Origin of the sequence: Streptomyces sp. A0958 (assembly GCF_004795035.1) — a bacterium.
Classification (GTDB): Bacteria; Actinomycetota; Actinomycetes; order Streptomycetales; family Streptomycetaceae; genus Streptomyces.
In genome coordinates this window covers 106,300-126,128 of record NZ_SSBK01000016.1, presented here as the reverse complement: position 1 = coordinate 126,128, position 19,829 = coordinate 106,300, and the positions used below count along the sequence as shown (strand labels likewise).

Genomic DNA, 19,829 nt, shown 5'->3' with positions numbered 1-19,829 from the left:
GGGCGTTCACACGGTGGCCATCCTTCGCCTGTTCCCCGTTCGGGGGCGCCTGGGACGCTCGGGCCGTCCGCAACTCTGACGCTAGGAGTCCACGTGTACGCAGGCACCGCTACCGCCTCCGTCGCTGCCGCCGCCCTGATGGGCGCCGGCACGTTGCTGATGCCGAACACCGGGGCGCCGGTCACGGACACCCCCACGGCCCGGCGGCCCGCGGCCCGGGTCGCGCCCGTCCGGCAGGCCACCGGCGCCATGGCCCACGGCCCGCGCGTCTTCGCCCACCGGGGCGCCTCCACCTACGCCCCCGAGAACACCCTGGCCGCCGTGGACAGGGCCGACGCGCTCGGCTTCGACTGGGTGGAGAACGACGTCCAGCTCACCAGGGACGGGGTGCTGGTCGTCATCCACGACACCGACCTCAAGCGGACGACGAACGCCGAGGAGGTCTTCCCGGACCGTGCGCCCTGGGCGGTCAAGGACTTCACGGCCGCCGAGATCTCCCGGCTGGACGCGGGCAGCTGGTTCGGCCCGCGGTACGCCGGTGCCCGGGTGCCCACCCTCCGCCAGTACCTGAAGCGGATCGGCCACAACCGGCAGAACCTCCTTCTGGAGATCAAGAGCCCCGAGATCTACCCGGGGATCGAGCGGGCCACCCTCCAGGTGCTGAACCAGGAGGGCTGGCTGGACCGGAGCCACGTCAGGGACCGCCTCGTGATCCAGAGCTTCGGGGCCGACAGCGTGCGTACGGTGCACGAGCTGCGCCCGGACGTGATCACGGGTTTCCTCGGCAACCCGGCCGTCGCAGAGCTGCCCGCGTACGCCGCGTTCACCGACCAGATCAACCCGTCCTACACCACCCTGTCGGGCGACTACGTGGCGGCGGTGCACGCGCTGAAGGGGCCGCACAACAAGAAGCTCCAGGTGAACACCTGGACGGTCAACGACGCGGCGCACGCGCTCCAGGTGAAGGGCATGGGCGTGGACGGCATCATCACCAACGCCCCCGACGTGGTGCGCGCGGCCGTCCGGCCGGGCACCTGACCCCCTGGGCAACCGCCGGGACCGCCCGCCCCCGTTCGTTGTCAGTGGCCGGCCGTACGGTGGTCCCATGAACAGCAACGGGGTCGTCGAGTGGGCCGTCGTCGAGAGCGACATCGGCCCGCTGATGCTGGCCGCGACGGATGCCGGACTGGTGAGCGTGGTCTTCCACGCCCGCCCCGCGGTACGGGACCGGGCGCTGGATCGGCTGTGCGGCCGGTTCGGCGCGGAGCCCGTCCAGGCGCCCGGCTCCGCCCGGCTGGCCGAGCCGATACGCCAGCTCGCGGCGTACTTCGCGGGCACGCTGCGGGAGTTCTCGCTCGACCTCGACTGGTCCCTGACCGGCGGTTTCAACCGCCAGGTGCTGCGCGAGCTGGCGCGGGGCGTGCCGTACGGGGCGGTCGCCGGGTACGGGGAGCTGGCCGAGCGGGTCGGGCAGCCGGGGGCGGCCCAGGCGGTGGGCGTGGCGATGGGTTCCAACCCGCTGCCGGTCGTCGTGCCGTGCCACCGGGTGGTGGAGAGCGACGGCGGGATAGGCGGCTTCGGCGGCGGCCTGGAGACCAAGCGGCAGCTGCTGGCGCTGGAGGGCGTCCTGCCCCAGCCGCTGTTCTGACCGGACGGCCGGGGTGGGGGCGAGGGCGGGTGCGCACGCGTCAGACGACTGCGCGCACCGTTTCGTACGTGCGTGCGTCGGCCGACGACTGCGTGCACCATTCCGTACGTGCGCGCGTCGGCCGATCGGCCGGCAGACGGCTGTGGCAAGGGCGAGCCGACGGCCGCCTGCACCGTTTCGTACGTGCCTGCGCACTGGCACACTGCGTCAGCGCCCTACGCCGCAGCACTCTGCGCATCTCGCCGAGCGCGGCCTCCACCGCCTCCGGCGTGAGCAGGTGCGGCAGCGAGTTGTCCGCGCACACGACGACAACGAACGAGCCGACGCCGAACGGCAGCCGCGTCATGTCGGCGGCCATGGTGCGCAGGCTCAGTCCCCGGCCGGCCGCCTCCTTCGCGGCGCGGCCCGCCGCGACGGGGCTCAGGTCGCTGCCGGTGATCCGGTGGCCGCGCGCGGCCAGGCCCAGCGCCTGGGTGCCGATGCCGCAGGCGCAGGCGCAGGCGCAGGCGCAGGCGCAGGCGCAGGCGCAGGCGCAGGCGCAGGCGCAGGCGCAGGCGCAGGCGCAGGCGCAGGCGCAGTCCAGCATGTCGTACGCGACGCCCTCCCCGCCGCCGAGTGCCGCGTCGATCAGGCCGCAGAGCGCGGCCGCCTGGCGCTCGACGCTTGCCTGCCAGTCGGCCTACACGAGGTCGTAGTCGGCGGCCAGGTCGTCGTAGAAATGGCGCACGGTGGCGGGGTCAGGAGTCGTCGCAGGCCGCATGCGCCGACCCTGACGGGCGTACGAGCACGGGGTGGTGGGTCATTTCGCGCCATCGGCCGTTCCGTGCGCGGGCGCACGCCGTCGCCGCACGTTTGAGCCCCGTCCGCCCACGACAGGGATGTGGACATGTCACTAACTGCGCACTCCGACGCCGCCCCCTACAGCCCCGCCCTCTCCGCCGAGGTGCGGGCCGCCCTCGCCGCGAACCGGCCCGTCGTCGCCCTGGAATCGACGATCATCGCGCACGGTCTGCCCCGCCCCCGCAACCTGCGCGTCGCCTGGGAGCTGGAGGGGATCGTGCGGTCGGCCGGGGCCGTCCCCGCCACCATCGCCGTGCTGGACGGCCGGGCCAGGATCGGACTGGACAAGGCCGAGCTGGAACGGGTGGCCGAGGACCCGGCGATGCGCAAGCTCGGCCACCGCGACCTCGCCCCGGCCCTGGCGGCCGGCGCGAGCGGAGCGACGACCGTGTCCGCGACCGCGTTCCTCGCGGCCCGGGCAGGGCTGCGGGTCTTCGCGACCGGCGGGCTCGGCGGGGTGCACCGGGGCTGGACGGAGACCCAGGACGAGTCGGCGGACCTGCGGCTGCTGGCGGGGACAGGGATCACCGTGGTCTGCGCGGGCGTGAAGTCGATCCTGGACGTGCCGGCCACGCTGCAACGCCTGGAAACGCTCGGGGTCGGGGTGCTCGGCTACGGCACGGACCGGTTCCCCGGCTTCTACCTGAGCAGTTCGGGCGAACCGGTCGACTGGACGGTGGGGTCGCCCGAGGAGGTCGCCGAGGTGATGCGGGCCCGGGACGCGCTCGGCGGCCCGGACGCGGCGCTGATCGTCGCCAACCCCGTGCCGCGTGCGCAGCAGTTGGACCCCGCCCTGCACGACCGGGTGCTCGCCGAGGCGCTGGAGGCGTGCCGGGAGCAGGGCGTCGTCGGGCAGGCGGTCACGCCGTTCCTGCTCGACCACCTGACGCGGCACACCGAGGGCGCCTCCCTGGAGGCCAACCTCGCGGCCGTACGCGGCAACGTGGCGCTCGCCGCCCGCATCGCCACCGCCTGGACGGCACGGTGACCGGCGCCCTTCTCGTCATCGGGGACGTCGTCACCGATGTGGTGGCCCGGCACGGATCGGCGCTGGTCCACGGCACCGACACGGCGGCCGTGATCCGGACGCGGGCGGGCGGCGCGGGGGCCAACGTGGCCTGCTGGGCGGTGCGTGCGGGCTGCCGTGACGTACGGCTGCTGGCCCGGGTCGGCGCCGACTCGGCGGACTGGCACCGGGATCTGCTGCGGCGGGCGGGGGTACGCGGGCTGCTGACGGTGGACGAGGAGACGCCGACCGCGACCGTCGTGGCCCTGGTCGACTCCGCCGCCGAGCGCACCTTCCTCACCGACAGCGGTGCGGTACTGCGCCTGTCCCCCGACGACTGGTCGCCGTCGCTGCTCGACGGGGTCGCCCACCTCCACCTCTCCGGCTATCTGCTGTTCGCCGCGACGAGCCGGGAGACGGCCCTGCTCGCCCTGCGGGAGGCCCGGCTGCGGAACGTCCCGGTCAGCGTCGACCCCGCGTCGGCGGGCTTCCTCACCGGTCTGGGCGTCGACCGGTTCCTGGCCCTGACCGAGGAGGCGGACCTCCTGCTGCCCAACGCGGACGAGGCCCTGCTGCTCACCGGGCTGCCCGAACCGGCGGACGCGGCGGCCAAGTTGAGCATGCCCGCCCGCCAAGTCGTCGTCACACTCGGCGAGGGCGGGGCGCTGCTCGCCGCCGGGGGCGCGGTGACCGGGCGCGTTCCGGCCGAACCGGTGCGGGCGGCCGTGGACTCGACCGGGGCGGGCGACGCGTTCACCGGCGGCTTCCTCGCGGCACGGCTGGCGGGCGCGGACGACACGGCGGCCGCGGCGGCGGGCTGCCGCGCGGGCGCGGAGGCCGTCGGGACCGTGGGCGGGCGGCCTCCGTTGCCGGGGGGCTGAGCGGCTTCTACGTGCCCGCCCGCCGCAGCCCGGTCCAGGCGGGGTGGTGCGGGTCGTCGGCGCGCACCACCACGTCCGCGTTCTCGCCGGGCGCCACCTCGTCCTCGTACCGCTCGAAAGCGGGGAGGGTCCAGTGCTCGCCCTCCTCCGTGCGCCGCCGCAGCGCGCCGGACGACAGCCGCAGGTGGACGCCGAGGTCGAACGGGAACCAGTGCCCGAGCAGCAACGGCCCGTGCAGGACGAGCACCCCGCCCTGCGGCAGGTGTGCGTACGGGCTGCGCGTGGCCCGGTCCGTCCCCGGGTCCCACAGGTCGGGCAGCACCCGCCCGCTACCGCCCGGCTCCAGGGGGCCGAACACCTCGCGCCACAGGGCCCCGGTGTCGAACCAGCTGCCGTAGTACGAGTCCGGGTCGCGCCTGCCGTACTCGTAGCGCAGGCTGGCCGGTCGCAGGAAACCGGCGGTGGACACGGGCAGTACGGCACGGCCCCGGAGCCTCAGGGCCTCGGCCACCGACCCGGCCAGGTCGCCGGGGCGGGCGGCCGGTGCGCCGTCGACGGCGATCTTCAGCCACGGCGAGCCGTCGGCCGGTTCCAGCGCGTCGGCGTGCGCGGCGAGCGCGTCCGTCAGCCGTTCCCAGGTGATCGCTTCGAATCGCACCCGTCCATCATGGCCCCGGACCGCCGCTCAACGGCGGCCGTCCCACCACCGGGGCAGGTCGATCCCGGGGGTGCCGGGGCTTTCGGAGGCGCGAAGGCCGACCGCGGGGGCAGGGCCAGGGCCAGGGCCGTCACCCGGTCGGCGATGGCGGCGACGTCCGGTTCGGCCGCTGCCGCGGCCTCGGCGAGGCGTCCGACGTCGGCGCTCCAGTCCTCGGCGACGGTGGGCACCGCCCCGATGCGTACGAAGCCGCGCTCCAGCAGGCCCCGGGCGGTCTGCGGCTGACCGCGCAGCACCGCCTTGGCCGCGGCGACCGCGTTGGCGAGGGCGCCGGCCGCCCGCCACCGGTCCTCGCCGCGCGCCGCCGGGTTGTCGTCGTCGTAGCCGGGCCGGCCGGCGACGGACGCCGCGACGATCTCCAGGTCCAGCCGCCAGAAGATCGGCAGGTCCTCGAAGTCCGCGAAGAGCAGCCGCCGTTTGCGGGAGCGGGCGAGGTCGGGGTCGGTTCGCACCGAGCGCACCTCACGGACGGTGGCGAGCACGTCCGGGACGGCGGCCACGCAGGCGCCGAAGCGCTCGTCGGGGACGGTCCACACCAGGTCGATGTCGCTGTAGGCGTCGGCGGTCCCCCGGGCGAGGGAGCCGCGCAGCTGCGCCCCGGAACCGGGGCAGTGCGCGGTGAGCGCGGCCAGGACCTCCCGCGCCAGGGCGGCGCGCCGCGCCGGGTCGAGCTCCGTCACGGCCGGCCCCCCTTCCCGTCTCGCTCAGTGGTCACCGGATGTCGAAAACCTGCGGCCACCACACGTTTCGCCGATTACGGTCGTGCGCATGGATCTCGCATTCGCCCGCAAGTTCGCTGCCGAGTGGCAGGACGACTGGAACTCCCACGAACTGGATCGCATCCTGACGCACTATCACGAGGACGTGACGTTCAGCTCGCCGATGATCGCACGGTTCACCGGCGACGCCTCCGGGACCGTGCGCGGCAAGGGCGAGCTGCGGGCGTACTGGGCGCGCGGCCTCGAACTCATCCCCGACCTGAAGTTCGAGGTGATGGACGTCCGGGCGGGCGTCGACACGCTTGTCATCGACTACCGCAACCAGATCGGCGGCCGGGTGTACGAGGTGCTGACCTTCCGCGACGGCCTGGTGACCTCCGGCCTCGGCGCGTACGGGGAGACACTCGCCCGCTGACGTCCGGCGCCCCGCGGCGCGGTGGCCGGCGGGCGGGTGCCGCCGCGTGTCACTTCCCCGGTCCGCAGCCCACCGCGTCGGCGTCGTCGGAGAGTTCGCTGCCCTCGGGCAGCAGATACGTCACCCAGAGCACGACGGGCTCGGTGCCCAGATTGCGCCCGACGTGGCGGTGCTTCTTCCCCGACGGCTCGATGAACGACGTCCCCGCCGGCGACACCTCGACCGAGCAGTCGTCCAGAGTGCGGGTGAGCGTCCCGGACTTGACGACGACGATCAGCTGACCTCGGTGGGTGTGCCAGCCGGTGGAGCCGCCCGGTTCGATGGTGATCGTGCGGAAGGTGACGTCGGTCCGCCCCTTCGGCGCCTTCACCTTCAGCTTGCCGGCCGAGATGCCCTCGGCCACGACGGTGGCGCTCACCCCGCTGCCGGGAGTGGCGCCGGCCGCCGACGGTACGAAGCCGAGCGCGGCCACGCATCCCGCGACGACGAGCGCCCTCCCCAGCCGACTCCGCCGCCCCGGTCGGCCCTGCTGCCCCTGCCGTCCCTGCCGCTCCCCGTGTCTGCCGGCTCCCACGGGCAACTCCTCTCTCCTGGTGCCATGGACATCCCAAACGCCCCGACGCTACCCAGAAGTCGACCGCAGGAATCCCGCCGTCGTCACCCGCCCCGGCCGGGTCACTCGCCGCGCAGCTCCGCGGCCAGCGCGCCGTCGCCGGAGACCACGATCCGGCCGTCCTCGACCGCCTCGGCGAACGTCGGCTCGCCACGCCCCAGCGCGAGGCACAGCTCCGCGTCGAGGGCGATGCGCGCGTCGGCGTGGGCGGCGGGCCCGTCCCCGTACACCGGGTCTCCGGCGGCCGTCATCCCCGTACGTACGTGGAACTCGCCCTCGTCCAGGCGGACGTCGAGCACGCCCGTGGCGACCGGGCCTCCCGGTCCCTCCAGCGCGCGCAGCAGCGGGAGCGCGAACCAGTGCGCACGGACCGCGTCCGTCGGCCGCCGCTCGGCCAGTGCGGGGGCGCCCCACTCGGCGAGTGCGGCGAGGACCGGCAGCAGCCCGTGACCGCGCGCGGTGAGCGCGTACACCGAGGCGGCGGCAGGCGGCGGCAGTTTGCGGCGGGTGACGAGGCCGCCCTGCTCCATGTCCTTGAGCCGGGAGGCCAGGACGTCCGTGCTGACGCCGGGCAGGTCGGCGTGCAGATCGGTGTAGCGGCGGGGACCGGCCAGCAGTTCACGGACGATCAGCAGGGTCCACCGGTCGCCGACCGCGTCCAGAGCCCGTGCGCTGGCGCAGAACTGGTCGTAACTCCGGCGGCGGGCCGGGCGGGTTGCGGGCTGTTGCTGACGTGGCATGCGACGCAGTCTAGACATGTTGTTGGACTTTCCAAGCCCGAGCTTGGTAAAACCAAGTATCGCAATCGGGTCGGGAGGCACCGCATGGAATTCCGCCAGTCCAGCAAGCTCAACGAGGTCTGTTACGAGATCCGGGGCCCGGTCATCGAGCACGCCAACGCCCTGGAGGAGGCGGGCCACAGCGTGCTCCGGCTCAACACGGGCAACCCGGCCCTGTTCGGCTTCGAGGCGCCGGAGGAGATCGTCCAGGACATGATCCGGATGCTCCCGCAGGCCCACGGCTACACCGACTCGCGGGGCATCCTGTCCGCCCGCCGCGCCGTGGTCCAGCGATACCAGGCGATGGGCCTGACCGAGGTCGGCGTGGACGACGTCTTCCTCGGCAACGGCGTCTCCGAACTGATCTCGATGGCCGTGCAGGGGCTGCTGGAGGACGGCGACGAGGTCCTGATCCCGTCACCCGACTATCCGCTGTGGACGGCGGTGACGACGCTGGCCGGCGGGAAGGCCGTGCACTACACGTGCGACGAGGCCTCGGACTGGAACCCCGACATCGCCGACATGGCCTCGAAGATCACCGACCGCACCCGGGCCGTCGTGATCATCAACCCCAACAACCCGACCGGCGCCGTCTACCCGCGCGAGGTCCTGGAGGACATCCTCGACCTGGCCCGCAGGCACGGCCTGATGGTGTTCGCCGACGAGATCTACGACCAGATCCTCTACGACGACGCCGAACACCACAGCGTGGCGGTGCTCGCCCCCGACCTGGTCTGCCTCACCTTCAGCGGGCTCTCGAAGACGTACCGCGTGGCCGGGTTCCGCTCCGGCTGGATGGTGGTGTCGGGCCCGAAGCAGCACGCCCGCAGCTATCTGGAGGGGCTGACCATGCTCGCCTCCATGCGGCTGTGCCCCAACGCCCCGGCCCAGTACGCGATCCAGGCCGCGCTCGGCGGCCGGCAGTCGATCCGGGACCTGGTGGTGCCCGGGGGCAGGCTGTACGAGCAGCGCGACCGCGCCTGGCAGAAGCTGAACGAGATCCCCGGCGTGTCCTGCGTGAAGCCGAAGGGCGCGCTGTACGCCTTCCCCCGCATCGACCCGAAGGTGCACCCCATCGTGGACGACGAGAAGTTCGTCCTGGACCTGCTGCTGCGCGAGAAGATCCAGGTGGTCCAGGGCACCGGCTTCAACTGGCCTCGCCCCGACCACTTCCGCATCCTGACCCTGCCCCACGCCGACGACCTGGACGCGGCGATCAGCCGCATCGGCAGGTTCCTCGCCGGGTACCGGCAGTGAGCGGCCCAGCCAGGACGCGAGCCGCCGCGTGCACGCCCGCCACGGCCACCGGCAGGAACACCAGCCCGGTGGCCGTCGTGCCCGCCCCGCCCACCGGGATGCCCGCGGCCCGCAGCCGGTTCAACGCCCAGAGCGAGTACGGGATGACGACGGCCGGCGAGGTGGCCACCCCCGGGGTGTAGCCGCCGTACGCGGCCGACTGCGCGATGTGCACCACCCCGTGGAGCCCGAAGCCGACCAGGACGGTACGGAAGAACGGGCTGCGCCCACCGGTGCGCGCCCCGTCCGCGGCGGCCGCGGCGACGATCCCGCCCATGAGGCCGATGGCCGTGTTCACCTCGCGCTGCGAGAGGTCCATGCGCCGCCACACACCGTCGGGCAGCCACGGTAGCCGCTTCCTGAGCTTCGGCCGGGCGGTCCGGAGCCAGTCGGCCATGGTGACGATCTCCTCCAGGTCGTTGGCCGCCCAGGCGGCTAGCAGCCCCCACGTCACCGCTCCGGAAACCCCGGAGGCGCCGGGGGCCGCGGAATGCCTGGATGCCTGCTTCTCCGTCACTGGAACCCCTTGCGCGTCGCACGTCGGCAGTCGAGTGCAGCCTATAATGCAACGCAACGTTGCGTTGCATTTCTCTGGAGCCGCCATGTCCGCCCCGCCTTCGCACCCCCGCCCCGGCAAGGGCCCCCGCGCCGCCGAGGCGATCTTCGATGCCACGCTGCGCCTGCTCGCCGAGCGCGGTTACGACGGGCTCACCATCGAGGCCGTCGCCCAGGACGCCGGGGTCAACAAGACGACGATCTACCGCTGGTGGCCGTCCAAGGCGGCGCTGCTGCACGCGGCCCTGCTCCGGGCCCGGGTCCTGGACGTCGAGATCCCCGACACCGGCTCCCTGCGCGGGGACCTGATCGCCCTCACGGACCAGGTGATCGGCCTGGTCACGGGCGTACGCAGCCGGGCGATCGTGCGGGCCGTGGCCTCGGGACCGGGCCTGCCGGACGACGGGCTCGCCTCCCTGGCGAGGGACTTCTTCGCCGACCGCTTCTCCCGCGAGCAGCCGGTGTTCACCCGGGCCGCCGCGCGCGGCGAACTGCCCCCGGATGCCGATCCGATGCTGCTGCTCGACCTGATCGCCGGAGCCGTCTGGGTGCGGGCGCTGCTCCGCGACGAGCCCGTTCCGCCCGGCTTCGCCGCTGCCGCCGTCGACGCCGTGCTGCCCGCCCGGCGCGGGGCCTGAACCGCCGGATGCGGAGCCGGGGCCCTTCAGCCGCCGGTCAGCTCCAGGAGTGTGGTCACCGGGTCGGGGCCCGGGGCGGCGCGGGGCCACCACTCGTCCTCGCCGGGGTCGGACTCGTAGCCGTACCAGCGGCCGTCGCGGCCGAAGCGGAGCTGGAGGCCGTTGCCGGGGTGGGTGAGGTGGTTGCGCCAGGGCTGGAAGCGGGGGAAGCCGGCGGCGGCGAGGGCCGGGCGGGCTCGGTCGAAGGGGCCCGCCGGGGGGTCCCACGGTGTCTCCAGGACCGCCAGCCCCTCGGCCTCGCCCTGGCGCCAGGCGGCAACGGCCCGGGCCAGGTCCGTGGTGTTGCGGCCGGTGGCGGAGGCCAGCTCCCGGTAGAGGGCGCGGGTGGTGGCGGTGAGCCCCGCGGTGGGGCCGGCGGCTGCCAGGCGGACCGCGTCCTGCCAGGCGGTGAGGCCGGCGAGCGGGTCGCGGCCGGTGGTGAGCAGCGCGTGGGCCCGGGCCGCCGCGTCCGTGGCGAGCTGGTCCAGGGCGAGCGGGTCCCGGGCGCCGGGGAGGGCGGGGTACGCGGGCGGGCGGCCCGGGTGCGGCGCCACCGGGAGGGGCGCGGGCAGCGGCGGCAGGAAGCGGCCGGCGAGCGCTTCCCGCGCCGGTACGGACGGGGTGTCGGGGGCCGCGGGCCGCTCCCGGGCGGAATGCGCGGCGTTGCGCCGGCCCAGCTCCTCCAGGAGGGCGCGCTCGCCCCGGCCGCGCAGCAGGAGCAGGACGAACGGGTCGGTGTCCAGGAGAAGGGCCATCTGGTAGCAAAGGGCCGCCACGTGCTTGCAGGGCCGGCCGCGGTCGGGGCAGGTGCAGGCGGGGTCGAGGTCGCCGGGGGCGGGCAGCAGCGTGACGTCGGCTGCGGCCGCGGTGTCGGCCAGGGAGTGCGGCATCTCCTTGGCGAGCAGCGCGGCGAGGTGGCCGGGGCGAGCGGCGACGGCGTCGAGCAGGGTGTCCCAGTCGGCGTCGGTGAACGTACGCAGTCGCAGCTCGGCGCGGTAGGGGCGGGGGCGGCTGCCGTGCACGTAGGCGACGACGTGCCCCGGGGTGACGGTGATCGCGGCGACGTGCCCGCCGTCCGCGTACGCCCGGCCCCGAGCGAGCCTCGGCGCGTCCGTCGACAGGGACTCCAGGGCCGCCACCCAGGACCGGCCCCACCAGCTCTCCGCGAACGGCTCGTCCTCGCCGGACGTGCGCGCGGGCACGGCCTCGAAGGTGCGCCGCAGGTCGTCGGGGCCCGGGCGGGAACGGGCGGCGGGCCGTGCGTCGCGGCGGGCGGCGCCGGACGGTCCGGGGGCGGGGCCGCCGGCGCCGAGGCGGGCGGGCGTGGGGCTCATGTCGGCCTCCGGAGGGAGACGAGGTCGGCCAGGTCGCGGTCACTGAGCTCGGTCAGCGCGCTCTCGCCGGTGCCTAGGACGGCGTCGGCCAGGGCGCGCTTGGCGAGCAGCATCTCGCCGATGCGGTCCTCCACCGTGCCCTCGGCGATCAGCCGGTGCACCTGGACGGGCTGGGTCTGGCCGATGCGGTAGGCGCGGTCCGTGGCCTGTTCCTCGACGGCCGGGTTCCACCAGCGGTCGTAGTGGATGACATGCGCGGCCCGGGTGAGGTTGAGGCCGGTGCCGGCCGCCTTCAGGGAGAGCAGGAAGACCGGGACCTCGCCGGACTGGAAGCGGTCCACCATCCGTTCCCGCTCGGGCACCGGGGTGCCGCCGTGCAGCAGCTGGGACGGGATCGCGCGCGAGGTGAGGTGCGCGGACAGCAGCCGGGCCATCGTCACGTACTGGGTGAAGACGAGGACGGAGCCGTCCTCGGCGAGGATCGTGTCGAGGAGTTCGTCCAGCAGGGCGAGCTTGCCCGAGCGGCCGGTGAGGCGGGCCTGGTCCTCCTTCAGGTACTGCGCGGGGTGGTTGCAGATCTGTTTGAGCGAGGCCAGCAGCTTCATGATCAGTCCGCGCCGGGCGATGCCTTCCGACGCCTCGATGTACGCCATGGTCTCGCGCACGGTGGCCTCGTAGAGCGTGGCCTGTTCGCGGGTGAGGAAGACGGGGTGGTCGGTCTCCGTCTTGGGCGGCAGCTCGGGCGCGATGCCGGGGTCGGACTTCTTGCGGCGCAGCAGGAAGGGCCGGACCAGCCGGGAGAGCCGTTCCACCGCCTCGTCGTTGCCGAGGCCCGCCGCCGTGCCGGTGTTCTCCACGATCCGGGCGTGGCGGGCCCGGAACGCCTTGAGGGGGCCGAGCAGTCCTGGCGTGGTCCAGTCGAGCAGCGCCCAGAGCTCGGAGAGGTTGTTCTCCACGGGGGTGCCGGTCAGGGCGACCCTCGCCGGGGAGGGGATGGTGCGCAGGGCCTTCGCGGTGGAGGAGTGGGGGTTCTTCACGTGCTGCGCCTCGTCGGCGACGACCAGTCCCCAGCTGTGGGCGGCCAGTTCGGCCGCGCTGGAGCGCATCGTGCCGTACGTGGTGAGGACGAAGCCGCCGTCGGCTCCGGCGAGGGTGCGGCCGGTGCCGTGGAACCGGCGCACGGGCACCCCGGGTGCGAAGCGGTTGATCTCGCGGTGCCAGTTGCCCAGCAGGGACGCGGGGCAGATCACCAGGGTGGGCGCGGGGTGGGCGCGGTGCAGGTGGAGGGCGATCAGGGTGATCGTCTTGCCGAGGCCCATGTCGTCGGCGAGGCAGCCACCGAGGCCGAGCGAGGTCATCCGGTCCAGCCAGGCGAGCCCGCGCAGTTGGTAGTCGCGGAGCGTCGCGTGGAGTCCGGGCGGCGGGGCGAGGGGTGCGTGGTCGGCGAGGATGCGCGTACGCAGCTGGGCCAGCGCGCCGAGCGGCACCGCCTCGACCTGCTCGCCGTCCACGTCCGCGCTGCCGGTCAGGGCGACGGCCAGGGCGTCCACGGGGTCGAGCAGGCCCAGCTCCCGCTTGCGCGCCTTGCGTACGAGCGCGGGGTCGACCACGACCCACTGGTCGCGCAGCCGCACCACGGGCCGGTGGGCCTCGGCGAGCGCGTCCATCTCCGCCTCGGTGAGCTGCTGGTCGCCCAGGGAGAGCTGCCAGTTGAAGGCGAAGAGCTGTTCGGCGTCGAAGAACGAGGTGCCGTCCGTGGCGGTCCCGGGTGCGGGTCTGACCACGGCCGCCGCGGTGAGGGAGCGGGCCAGTTCCCTGGGCCAGTGCACGCTCACCCCGGCGGCGGACAGCCGGGCCCCCGCGTCGCCCAGCAGTTCGTACAGCTCGTCCTCGTCGAGGGCCAGCGCGTCGGGCACCGGCTGGTCCAGCAGCCGTTCGAGCGGGGCCCAGACCCGGGCGGCGCGGCGCAGGGCGAGCGCGGTGTCGACCCGCGCCCGGGGGCCGAAGGGCTCGCCCACCTCGCCGGCCCACAGGGCGGCGGCGTCGACCACGTGGGTGGGGTCGGCGAGGCTGTGGACCTGGGTCACGGCGGCCGCGGCATGCCGTGCGGCGGCCGGGGCCGTGTCGTCCGGTGCGGTGTCCTCGGGGTCGTACGCCGTGTCGGCGGGGCCGGTCGTGTCGAAGAGTTCGTACGCGGAGAGGTCCAGGCGCAGCGAGACCCGCACCCCCGCGTCCAGCCCCGAGGCGACCTCCACGGCCCACTCCCGCGCCCCGGGCAGGTGCTGGGGCTCGGGCGCGGCGAAGGGCGCGCCCATGGCGAACGCGGCGGCGGGGGTACGGGGCAGCGTGTCGGCGACCGCATCGAGGAAGGAGCCGATGAGCGCTTCGGGGTCGGGGAGCCGCAGCGGGGTCCGGTCGGGCAGGGGAACGGCGTACCCCTGCCACGGCAGGGCGGCGGCCACCGCCCGCAGGTGGGCGACGTCCCCGGCGTCACGGGGGCCGGCCCGCCAGGCGTCGTGGTCGTCGGCCGTCAGCCCGGGGAGCGTACGGCCGCCGGCCACCAGATGCAGCGCGTGCAGGGCGGCGGCCCCCCAGCACCGGGTCGCGGGGTGGGCGGAGCGCAGGTGCCGGGCGCGGGCCAGCAGGGGCAGGGCTTCGGCGACGGGCAGCAGGAGGGCGGGCACGGTGTGCCGGCGGACCTCGCCCTCGTCACCGTACGGCCGCACCACCGTGATCTCTTCGCTCCGGGCACCGCCGTCCGCTCCCGCGGGCAGCGGGGCGTCCTGCGGGTCCCAGAAGGCGATGCGCCCCCGGCGGGGCGGCGTACCGGGCAGGAAGACGGCGGCGCAGCGCAGCAGACGGCCGTCGTCCGCGTCCTGCGGCGGTGATGCGGTGCCCACCGGTCCCTCCCCTCCCGTGACGCGCGGCCCCGGGCCGCGTCCTCATGCTCCGTGCCTGGTCAGCACGGGAATCCTCGGAATCGAATCCTCTGACTCGCGAGTCTAGGCGGGGGGTCTGACAACGGACCGGCCGCCGCCGTTCCCGCAGCTCGTACGGGTCGTGCGACGGCGGCCGGGGAAGGGGCCGCGCGGGCGGCACGAGCCTGACCCGTGCCTCTGGCGGCTCCGGCGGCTCCGGTCGCTCGGGGCGCCCAGGTGGCCCCGGGTCGCTCCGGCTGCTCCGGTCACTCCGGCCGCTCCGGAGCAGCCGGAGCAGCCGGAGCCATCGGTAACCGGTCAGTGCCTGGCGAACCGCTGCGACGCGCCGGGTGTCTGCGACGCCGCGGGGTCGGGCGCCTGCGACCCCACAGGGTCCGGCGCCTGCGGCCCCACCGGGTCCGGCGCCTGCGACCCCATAGGGTCCGGCGACCCCGCCGCGTCCGGCGCCTGCACCACATCCGGGCCAGGCTCGGGCGGCTGCTCCGGCGGCGCGGACCGCGTCACCGGCGGCTCGGGCGGCGCGGGCGGGCCGGACTGCTCGGCCCCCGTCGCCGCCTGCTGGGGCCGCTCGGGCCGGGCCGTCTGCGGCGGCGCGGTCTGCTCCGGCGCCGGCCCCGGCTGGGCCCGTTCCAGGAAGCGCAGCAGCTCCACCGGGAACGGCAGCACCAGCGTGGAGTTCTTCTCGGCCGCGACCGCCACCACGGTCTGGAGCAGTCGCAGCTGGAGCGCCGCGGGCTCGGCGGACATCTCCGACGCCGCCTCGGCCAGCTTCTTGGACGCCTGGAGCTCCGCGTCCGCGTTGATGACCCGGGCGCGCCGCTCACGGTCCGCCTCGGCCTGGCGGGCCATGGAGCGTTTCATCGTCTCCGGCAGCGAGACGTCCTTGATCTCGACCCGGTCGATCTGGATGCCCCAGCCGACCGCCGGGCTGTCGATCATGAGTTCCAGGCCCTGGTTCAGCTTCTCCCGGTTGGAGAGGAGGTCGTCCAGATCGCTCTTTCCGATGATGGAACGGAGCGACGTCTGCGCCATCTGCGAGACCGCGAAGCGGTAGTCCTCGACCTCGACGACCGCGCTCGCCGCGTCGACCACCTTGAAGTAGATGACCGCGTCCACCCGGACCGTGACGTTGTCCCGGGTGATCCCGTCCTGGGCCGGCACGGGCATGGTGACGATCTGCATGTTGACCTTGCGCAGCCGCTCGACACCGGGCAGCACCATCGTGAACCCGGGCCCGCGCACGTCGTCGCGGAGCCGGCCGAGTCTGAGGACCACACCCCGTTCGTACTGCTTGACGATCCGGGCGGCGCACGCCATGTACAGGGCGGCCGCCGCCACCACCACGATCACCGCGATCAGGAGTTCCTGGACCATGACGGCCCCCTGCCAGCCGAAAGAACCGGACCCGCTACTCACACTTCCTCGCACCCCGCAGGGCGCTGTTACCACGGTATGCCCGGTTTTGCCGTGGGTCGAACTGCTCTTCGCACGCCCGTCCTCGTCCCTCTCCCCCACCCGGCCGACTCCCGGATGCCGGGGTCCGGGGAAGCGGGCAGGGTGACCAGCACCGGCACGTACACCGGCGCGTGCACCGCGGTGTGCGTGGTGACGAGACAGACGAGGACCCCGCCATGCCCGTGATCGACCGCCGACGCCGCCGGCTCGGCATCGCCGCCCAGGCCGTGTTCCTGACCCTCACCGTCGCAGGCTGTTCGAGCCTCGGCCGGACCGCGGTCGGTCCGGTCATCTACACGACCGACCGGGACGCCGTGGTCGAGGTGAACAGCCCCTTGGTCAAGGGCTGCCACCGGCTCGCCCACGGGGGTGCGAAAGAGGTCGCCAACGACACCCTGATCGACATCGTCCTGTACCGGACACCGGACTGCACCGGACCGGGCACGACGTATCTGGCCACCACGTTCTCCGACGTCAACCCGTCCAGCGCGCAGCCCTGGCGCAGCTTCACCACCGTCCACTGACCGCCGCGACGCCCCTACGCGGGCACGGCCCGCACCCAGATGCCGTCGTCCGTCAGATAGCGGTCCACCCTCAGACCGGCCGCCGCCACGTACCCCTCGAACGCCTCCTTCGTCAGTTCCCGGGACAGGAAGGTCTGCGTCCACCGGGCGTCGTCGAACTCGTACTCGGCGCGCACCGAGCGCACCCCGTCCCCGACCGGCTCCGACGAGACGATGCGCACCGTGTAACCGGCGGGGTGGACGCGCTCGCGCGGGAGGGCGTCGTGGTAGTCGGCGCCCTCGCGCTGGATGAGCACCGCGCCCCCGTCGCGCACATATCTGCGGCAGGTCCGCAGCAGCCCGTCGCGCACCCGGTGATCGCCCGAGTGCACCAGGAACGACGCCAGCATCACCACGTCGAAGGTCTCGTCCCCGAGCTCCAGCGACTCGATGGGGCTGCACACCGTCCGCGCGCCGCGCACCTGTTCCAGCATCTGCGCCGACTCGTCCACCGCCGTGACCCGGAAGCCGCGCTCGACCAGCGGATGCGTCACCCGGCCCGCCCCGCAGCCCAGTTCCAGGATGCTCGCCCCGGCGGGGACGGCCGCCTCGATCACGTCCGGTTCGTCGCCCACCGCCAGCCGTGTGTACAACTCGACCGCGCAGCCGTCCGGGGTGATGGCGCCCGGCCCCGTCCCTGAGTAACCCTCACGTACCAGTTGTCCGCTCATACGGGACGAACGAGCGTTCATTCGCGGCCGTTCCCGGCCCGCTTCCGGGGTCTCACACCGAGCGGCGCGCGACCAGGGCCGCGCTCAGGTGCTGGAGGTCGGCGGGGCGGGCCGGGGAGGGGCCGGTGAGGCGGTCGATGCGGCGGATGCGGTAGTCGACGGTGTTGGGGTGGACGTGCAGCGCGGCTGCCGCGGCCCGGCGGTCCAGCCCGTGCCCGAGGTACGTCTCCAGCGTGTGCAGCAGCTCCGGTTTGGCCTCCAGCGGGTTGAGGAGGCCCGCGAGCCCGCGCAGCGCCTCGCTCGGCCTGCTCAGCTGGTACTCCAGCAGTACGTCGGCCAGCCGGTAGAGGCCGGGGGCCCGTCCGGTACGGGCGACGAGGTCGACGATCTCGGCGTTACGGGCCACCGCCGCGGGCACCCCAGCCGGTTCCGCGGTCTCGGCGGCGGCCACCACTACGCAGTGGCGCTGCGGCGGCTCAGGGACGGCGCGGGCCGCACCATCCCGGCCGCCGCCCCGTTCGCCGCCGTCGCCGGGAAACGGCTGCCGGCGCACGATCCGCTGCGCGCCCGCCAGGACCGGCTGCGACCCGCGCTGACCGCCCTGCGCAGGGCCGGAGTCGGCACCCAAGGGCTCAATCTGGCCTGGGACTTCACGGTCGCCTCCACCCGCGGCCTCACCGGCGACCTCTTCACCATCCGCGACGACGCGTTCCGCCGCCTCGGCAACCGCTCACCCGACTTCACGGTCACCGGGGTCAGGGACTTCACCGCGGACCAGGACCCCCGGATCGCCCGCGAGGTCACCGGGCAGCTCACCGTCCCCGGTTATCTGGACCGGCCCGGCGGCCCGCCCGGCTCCGTGCTCCACCGCGACCGCGACGGCACCCCGCGCAGGCTCCCGCTCGCCACCCAGCTCGCCACGTTCCGCTGCGAGATCCCGCGCGCCGCGTTCCGCAACCCCTCCCGGCCCTCGCTCCACGGGCACGGGCTGCTCGGCTCCCGCAACGAGGTGGGCGCGGGCAACGTCAAGGACATGGCCGCCGAGCACGACTTCACCTTCTGCGCGACCGACTGGATCGGCATGGCGAAGGACGACGTCCCCGTCGTGCTGGCCGCGCTCGCCGACCCGAACCTCTTCCCGGCCGTCCCCGAGCGCAGCGAACAGGGCATGCTGAACGCCCTGTTCCTCGGCCGCGCCCTGATCCACGCCAAGGGCCTGACCAGCGACCCGGCGTTCCGTACCGCCGGCGGGCGTCCGCTCGTCGACATCCGGCACGGTCTGGCGTACGACGGGAACAGCCAGGGCGGCATCCTCGGCGGGGCCCTGGTCGCCGCCTCGTCCGACATCCGGCGCGGGGTGCTCGGCGTCACCGGCATGAACTACGGGCTGCTCCTCGACCGCAGCGCCGACCTCGCCCCGTTCCAGCGGGTCCTGGACGTCGCCTACCCGGACGAGCTGCGCCGGCAGCTGGTCCTCCAGCTGTTCCAGATGGTCTGGGACCGGGGCGAGACCAACGCGTACGCGAACCACCTCACCGACCACCACCAGGTCCTGATGCACATCGCGTACGGCGACCACCAGGTCGCGAACGCGGCGGCCGACGTGGAGGCGCGGACCATCGGTGCCCGGCTGCTCTCCCCCGCGCTCACCGCCGGCCGGAGCCCGGACACCGTCCCGTACTGGGGCATCCGCCGCATCGGGCCTGGCCACCTGCCCTACCGGGGCTCGGCCATGACCGTCTGGGACAGCGGCACGCCCACGCCCCCCGTCAGCAACACCCCGCCCGCCGGGCCGGCCTACGGGCACGACCCGCACGAAGATCCCCGCAACTCGCCCGCCGCGCGTCAGCAGAAGGCCACCTTCCTGACCACCGGCCGTGTCATCAATGTCTGCGGCACCACCCCGTGCACCGCCTCACCGACCTCCTGACGCCTCCCCTGCCCTACAGGGACCTGACAAGGAGCACCATGCGTACGCACCGCATAGCCGGAGCCGCCCTCGCGGCCGCCCTCCTCACCGGTACGGCCGTGGCGCCGGCCGCGTTCGCCGCGCCGCCCGCGGCCGCGTCGGCCGTCGCGCAGTCCGCCGTACCGTTCACGGCGGCCACCGCCGCGCGCACGGCCGACGGCGGCCACACCCTCTCCTGGGCCTCGCCCGCCGGATCGGTGACCGTCACCGCCGTGACCTCGCCCGACGCCACCACCGGCACCGCGCTCGGCACGGCACCGGGACCGGCTCGCTGACCGTGGCCCCCGGGACGCTCCCGGAGGCCGGGCGCTCTTCTCCGGCTCGTCCGACCTGGGCCAGTCCATCGGCTACCCGTTCATGGTCAACTTCGTGGGCGCGGACTACGCCTTCCGCGACCTCGTCACGGCCGTCACCACGAACACCTCGGGCGCCACGGTCTTCCACTGCAGCGCCGGAAAGGACCGCACCGGCTGGGGCACCGCCGTCCTGCTGACCCTGCTCGGCGTCCCCCGGGAGACGGTCGAGGCGGACTTCCTCGCCAGCAACCAGTACACCGGCAACCCGAGGGCCGTCGAACTGAGCTGGCTGCGCGCCGCGTTCGCGGAGGTGGACCACATCTACGGCGACTTCGACACGTACGTACGCGAGGGGCTGAAGCTTGACGCGGCGACCGTGACGACGCTGCGCGCCAAGATGCTGACCGACTGAGCCGTATCCCCGGCTCCCGGCCGCCGGGGCAGCGGTCGTGGGG

19 protein-coding genes and 3 pseudogenes are annotated in these 19,829 nt (G+C 74.2%); 11 read left to right on the top strand and 11 right to left on the bottom strand.

The window, feature by feature from the left end; translation table 11 throughout:
* Positions 1 to 93 precede the first annotated feature (93 nt).
* A complete protein-coding gene (locus E6P78_RS18135) occupies positions 94 to 1,038 on the top strand; it encodes a glycerophosphodiester phosphodiesterase family protein (RefSeq protein ID WP_136204638.1) in 945 nt (314 codons plus the stop codon).
* A gap of 67 nt (positions 1,039 to 1,105) precedes the next feature.
* A complete protein-coding gene (locus E6P78_RS18130) occupies positions 1,106 to 1,648 on the top strand; it encodes a methylated-DNA--[protein]-cysteine S-methyltransferase (protein ID WP_136204637.1) in 543 nt (180 codons plus the stop codon).
* 220 nt (positions 1,649 to 1,868) lie between these two features.
* Here the strand turns inward: E6P78_RS18130 and E6P78_RS33460 are convergent.
* A pseudogene (locus tag E6P78_RS33460) lies at positions 1,869 to 2,234 on the bottom strand (class I SAM-dependent methyltransferase); the annotation flags it as partial.
* A gap of 300 nt (positions 2,235 to 2,534) precedes the next feature.
* Here E6P78_RS33460 and E6P78_RS18120 point away from each other — a divergent pair.
* A complete protein-coding gene (locus tag E6P78_RS18120) occupies positions 2,535 to 3,476 on the top strand; it encodes a pseudouridine-5'-phosphate glycosidase (RefSeq protein WP_136204636.1) in 942 nt (313 codons plus the stop codon).
* Complete coding sequence (locus E6P78_RS18115; RefSeq protein WP_136204635.1) at positions 3,473 to 4,375, top strand: PfkB family carbohydrate kinase; 903 nt, start codon at positions 3,473 to 3,475, stop codon at positions 4,373 to 4,375. Before E6P78_RS18120 ends, E6P78_RS18115 begins: the two co-directional genes overlap by 4 nt.
* A gap of 7 nt (positions 4,376 to 4,382) precedes the next feature.
* Here the strand turns inward: E6P78_RS18115 and E6P78_RS18110 are convergent, their stop codons facing one another.
* Both E6P78_RS18110 and E6P78_RS18105 read right to left on the bottom strand, forming a co-directional pair.
* A complete protein-coding gene (locus E6P78_RS18110) occupies positions 4,383 to 5,033 on the bottom strand; it encodes a uridine kinase (RefSeq protein WP_136204634.1) in 651 nt (216 codons plus the stop codon).
* Positions 5,000 to 5,773, bottom strand: a complete 774-nt coding sequence (locus E6P78_RS18105; protein WP_206307834.1) for a nucleotidyltransferase domain-containing protein — start codon at positions 5,771 to 5,773, stop codon at positions 5,000 to 5,002. Before E6P78_RS18105 ends, E6P78_RS18110 begins: the two co-directional genes overlap by 34 nt.
* 88 nt (positions 5,774 to 5,861) lie before the next feature.
* Here E6P78_RS18105 and E6P78_RS18100 point away from each other — a divergent pair, with 88 nt between their 5' ends.
* Entirely contained in the window at positions 5,862 to 6,227 is a 366-nt protein-coding gene (locus E6P78_RS18100) for a nuclear transport factor 2 family protein (protein WP_136204633.1), read from the top strand.
* A gap of 49 nt (positions 6,228 to 6,276) precedes the next feature.
* On the opposite strand, the gene E6P78_RS18095 is transcribed toward E6P78_RS18100, so the two are convergent.
* Positions 6,277 to 6,801 carry a cupin domain-containing protein gene (locus tag E6P78_RS18095; RefSeq protein WP_136204632.1) on the bottom strand — a complete coding sequence of 175 codons (525 nt, stop codon included), beginning with the start codon at positions 6,799 to 6,801 and terminating at the stop codon, positions 6,277 to 6,279.
* A gap of 101 nt (positions 6,802 to 6,902) precedes the next feature.
* A complete protein-coding gene (locus tag E6P78_RS18090) occupies positions 6,903 to 7,580 on the bottom strand; it encodes a winged helix-turn-helix transcriptional regulator (protein ID WP_136204631.1) in 678 nt (225 codons plus the stop codon).
* 84 nt (positions 7,581 to 7,664) lie between these two features.
* On the opposite strand from E6P78_RS18090, the gene E6P78_RS18085 reads away from it, so the two are divergent.
* Positions 7,665 to 8,876 carry a pyridoxal phosphate-dependent aminotransferase gene (locus tag E6P78_RS18085; protein WP_136204630.1) on the top strand — a complete coding sequence of 404 codons (1,212 nt, stop codon included), beginning with the start codon at positions 7,665 to 7,667 and terminating at the stop codon, positions 8,874 to 8,876.
* On the opposite strand, the gene E6P78_RS18080 is transcribed toward E6P78_RS18085, so the two are convergent.
* Positions 8,836 to 9,432, bottom strand: a complete 597-nt coding sequence (locus E6P78_RS18080; RefSeq protein ID WP_240799258.1) for an HXXEE domain-containing protein — start codon at positions 9,430 to 9,432, stop codon at positions 8,836 to 8,838. The genes E6P78_RS18085 and E6P78_RS18080 overlap by 41 nt on opposite strands.
* An 85-nt stretch (positions 9,433 to 9,517) precedes the next feature.
* Between E6P78_RS18080 and E6P78_RS18075 the strand changes: the two genes are divergently transcribed.
* Complete coding sequence (locus E6P78_RS18075) at positions 9,518 to 10,108, top strand: TetR/AcrR family transcriptional regulator (RefSeq protein ID WP_136204629.1); 591 nt, start codon at positions 9,518 to 9,520, stop codon at positions 10,106 to 10,108.
* 26 nt (positions 10,109 to 10,134) lie between these two features.
* On the opposite strand, the gene E6P78_RS18070 is transcribed toward E6P78_RS18075, so the two are convergent.
* From E6P78_RS18070 to E6P78_RS18060, 3 genes are all read right to left on the bottom strand, one after another.
* Positions 10,135 to 11,481, bottom strand: coding sequence for an SWIM zinc finger family protein (locus E6P78_RS18070; RefSeq protein ID WP_136204628.1), 1,347 nt, complete (start codon positions 11,479 to 11,481; stop codon positions 10,135 to 10,137).
* Entirely contained in the window at positions 11,478 to 14,381 is a 2,904-nt protein-coding gene (locus tag E6P78_RS18065; protein WP_136204627.1) for a DEAD/DEAH box helicase, read from the bottom strand. The genes E6P78_RS18070 and E6P78_RS18065 overlap by 4 nt, the downstream gene beginning before the upstream one ends.
* A gap of 336 nt (positions 14,382 to 14,717) precedes the next feature.
* On the bottom strand, positions 14,718 to 15,794 hold the full coding sequence (locus tag E6P78_RS18060; protein ID WP_240799256.1) for a slipin family protein: 1,077 nt from the start codon (positions 15,792 to 15,794) through the stop codon (positions 14,718 to 14,720).
* A gap of 257 nt (positions 15,795 to 16,051) precedes the next feature.
* Here E6P78_RS18060 and E6P78_RS18055 point away from each other — a divergent pair, with 257 nt between their 5' ends.
* On the top strand, positions 16,052 to 16,399 hold the full coding sequence (locus tag E6P78_RS18055; protein ID WP_136204626.1) for a hypothetical protein: 348 nt from the start codon (positions 16,052 to 16,054) through the stop codon (positions 16,397 to 16,399).
* Positions 16,400 to 16,413: 14 nt separating this feature from the next.
* On the opposite strand, the gene E6P78_RS18050 is transcribed toward E6P78_RS18055, so the two are convergent.
* Together E6P78_RS18050 and E6P78_RS18045 are read right to left on the bottom strand one after the other, a co-directional pair.
* A complete protein-coding gene (locus E6P78_RS18050) occupies positions 16,414 to 17,109 on the bottom strand; it encodes a class I SAM-dependent methyltransferase (protein ID WP_136204625.1) in 696 nt (231 codons plus the stop codon).
* A 52-nt stretch (positions 17,110 to 17,161) separates the two neighbouring features.
* Positions 17,162 to 17,557, bottom strand: a pseudogene (locus E6P78_RS18045) (helix-turn-helix domain-containing protein); the annotation flags it as partial.
* Here E6P78_RS18045 and E6P78_RS18040 point away from each other — a divergent pair.
* From E6P78_RS18040 to E6P78_RS33450, 3 genes and pseudogenes are all read left to right on the top strand, one after another.
* A pseudogene (locus tag E6P78_RS18040) lies at positions 17,525 to 19,039 on the top strand (hypothetical protein); the annotation flags it as partial. The pseudogenes E6P78_RS18045 and E6P78_RS18040 overlap by 33 nt on opposite strands.
* A 38-nt stretch (positions 19,040 to 19,077) precedes the next feature.
* Complete coding sequence (locus tag E6P78_RS33455) at positions 19,078 to 19,353, top strand: hypothetical protein (protein ID WP_240799253.1); 276 nt, start codon at positions 19,078 to 19,080, stop codon at positions 19,351 to 19,353.
* Between the two features lie 82 nt (positions 19,354 to 19,435).
* Positions 19,436 to 19,786 carry a tyrosine-protein phosphatase gene (locus tag E6P78_RS33450; RefSeq protein ID WP_240799251.1) on the top strand — a complete coding sequence of 117 codons (351 nt, stop codon included), beginning with the start codon at positions 19,436 to 19,438 and terminating at the stop codon, positions 19,784 to 19,786.
* Positions 19,787 to 19,829 lie beyond the last annotated feature (43 nt).

Bases quoted from the DNA above. Each gene is read 5' to 3' on its own strand.
- E6P78_RS18130 (WP_136204637.1), top strand. From the start codon at position 1,106: ATGAACAGCAACGGGGTCGTCGAGTGGGCCGTCGTCGAGAGCGACATC.
- E6P78_RS18120 (WP_136204636.1), top strand. From the start codon at position 2,535: ATGTCACTAACTGCGCACTCCGACGCCGCCCCCTACAGCCCCGCCCTC.
- E6P78_RS18100 (WP_136204633.1), top strand. From the start codon at position 5,862: ATGGATCTCGCATTCGCCCGCAAGTTCGCTGCCGAGTGGCAGGACGAC.
- E6P78_RS18090 (WP_136204631.1), bottom strand. From the start codon at position 7,580: ATGCCACGTCAGCAACAGCCCGCAACCCGCCCGGCCCGCCGCCGGAGT.
- E6P78_RS18085 (WP_136204630.1), top strand. From the start codon at position 7,665: ATGGAATTCCGCCAGTCCAGCAAGCTCAACGAGGTCTGTTACGAGATC.
- E6P78_RS18075 (WP_136204629.1), top strand. From the start codon at position 9,518: ATGTCCGCCCCGCCTTCGCACCCCCGCCCCGGCAAGGGCCCCCGCGCC.
- E6P78_RS18070 (WP_136204628.1), bottom strand. From the start codon at position 11,481: ATGAGCCCCACGCCCGCCCGCCTCGGCGCCGGCGGCCCCGCCCCCGGA.
- E6P78_RS18060 (WP_240799256.1), bottom strand. From the start codon at position 15,794: ATGGTCCAGGAACTCCTGATCGCGGTGATCGTGGTGGTGGCGGCGGCC.
- E6P78_RS18055 (WP_136204626.1), top strand. From the start codon at position 16,052: ATGCCCGTGATCGACCGCCGACGCCGCCGGCTCGGCATCGCCGCCCAG.
- E6P78_RS18050 (WP_136204625.1), bottom strand. From the start codon at position 17,109: ATGAGCGGACAACTGGTACGTGAGGGTTACTCAGGGACGGGGCCGGGC.
- E6P78_RS33455 (WP_240799253.1), top strand. From the start codon at position 19,078: ATGCGTACGCACCGCATAGCCGGAGCCGCCCTCGCGGCCGCCCTCCTC.
- E6P78_RS33450 (WP_240799251.1), top strand. From the start codon at position 19,436: ATGGTCAACTTCGTGGGCGCGGACTACGCCTTCCGCGACCTCGTCACG.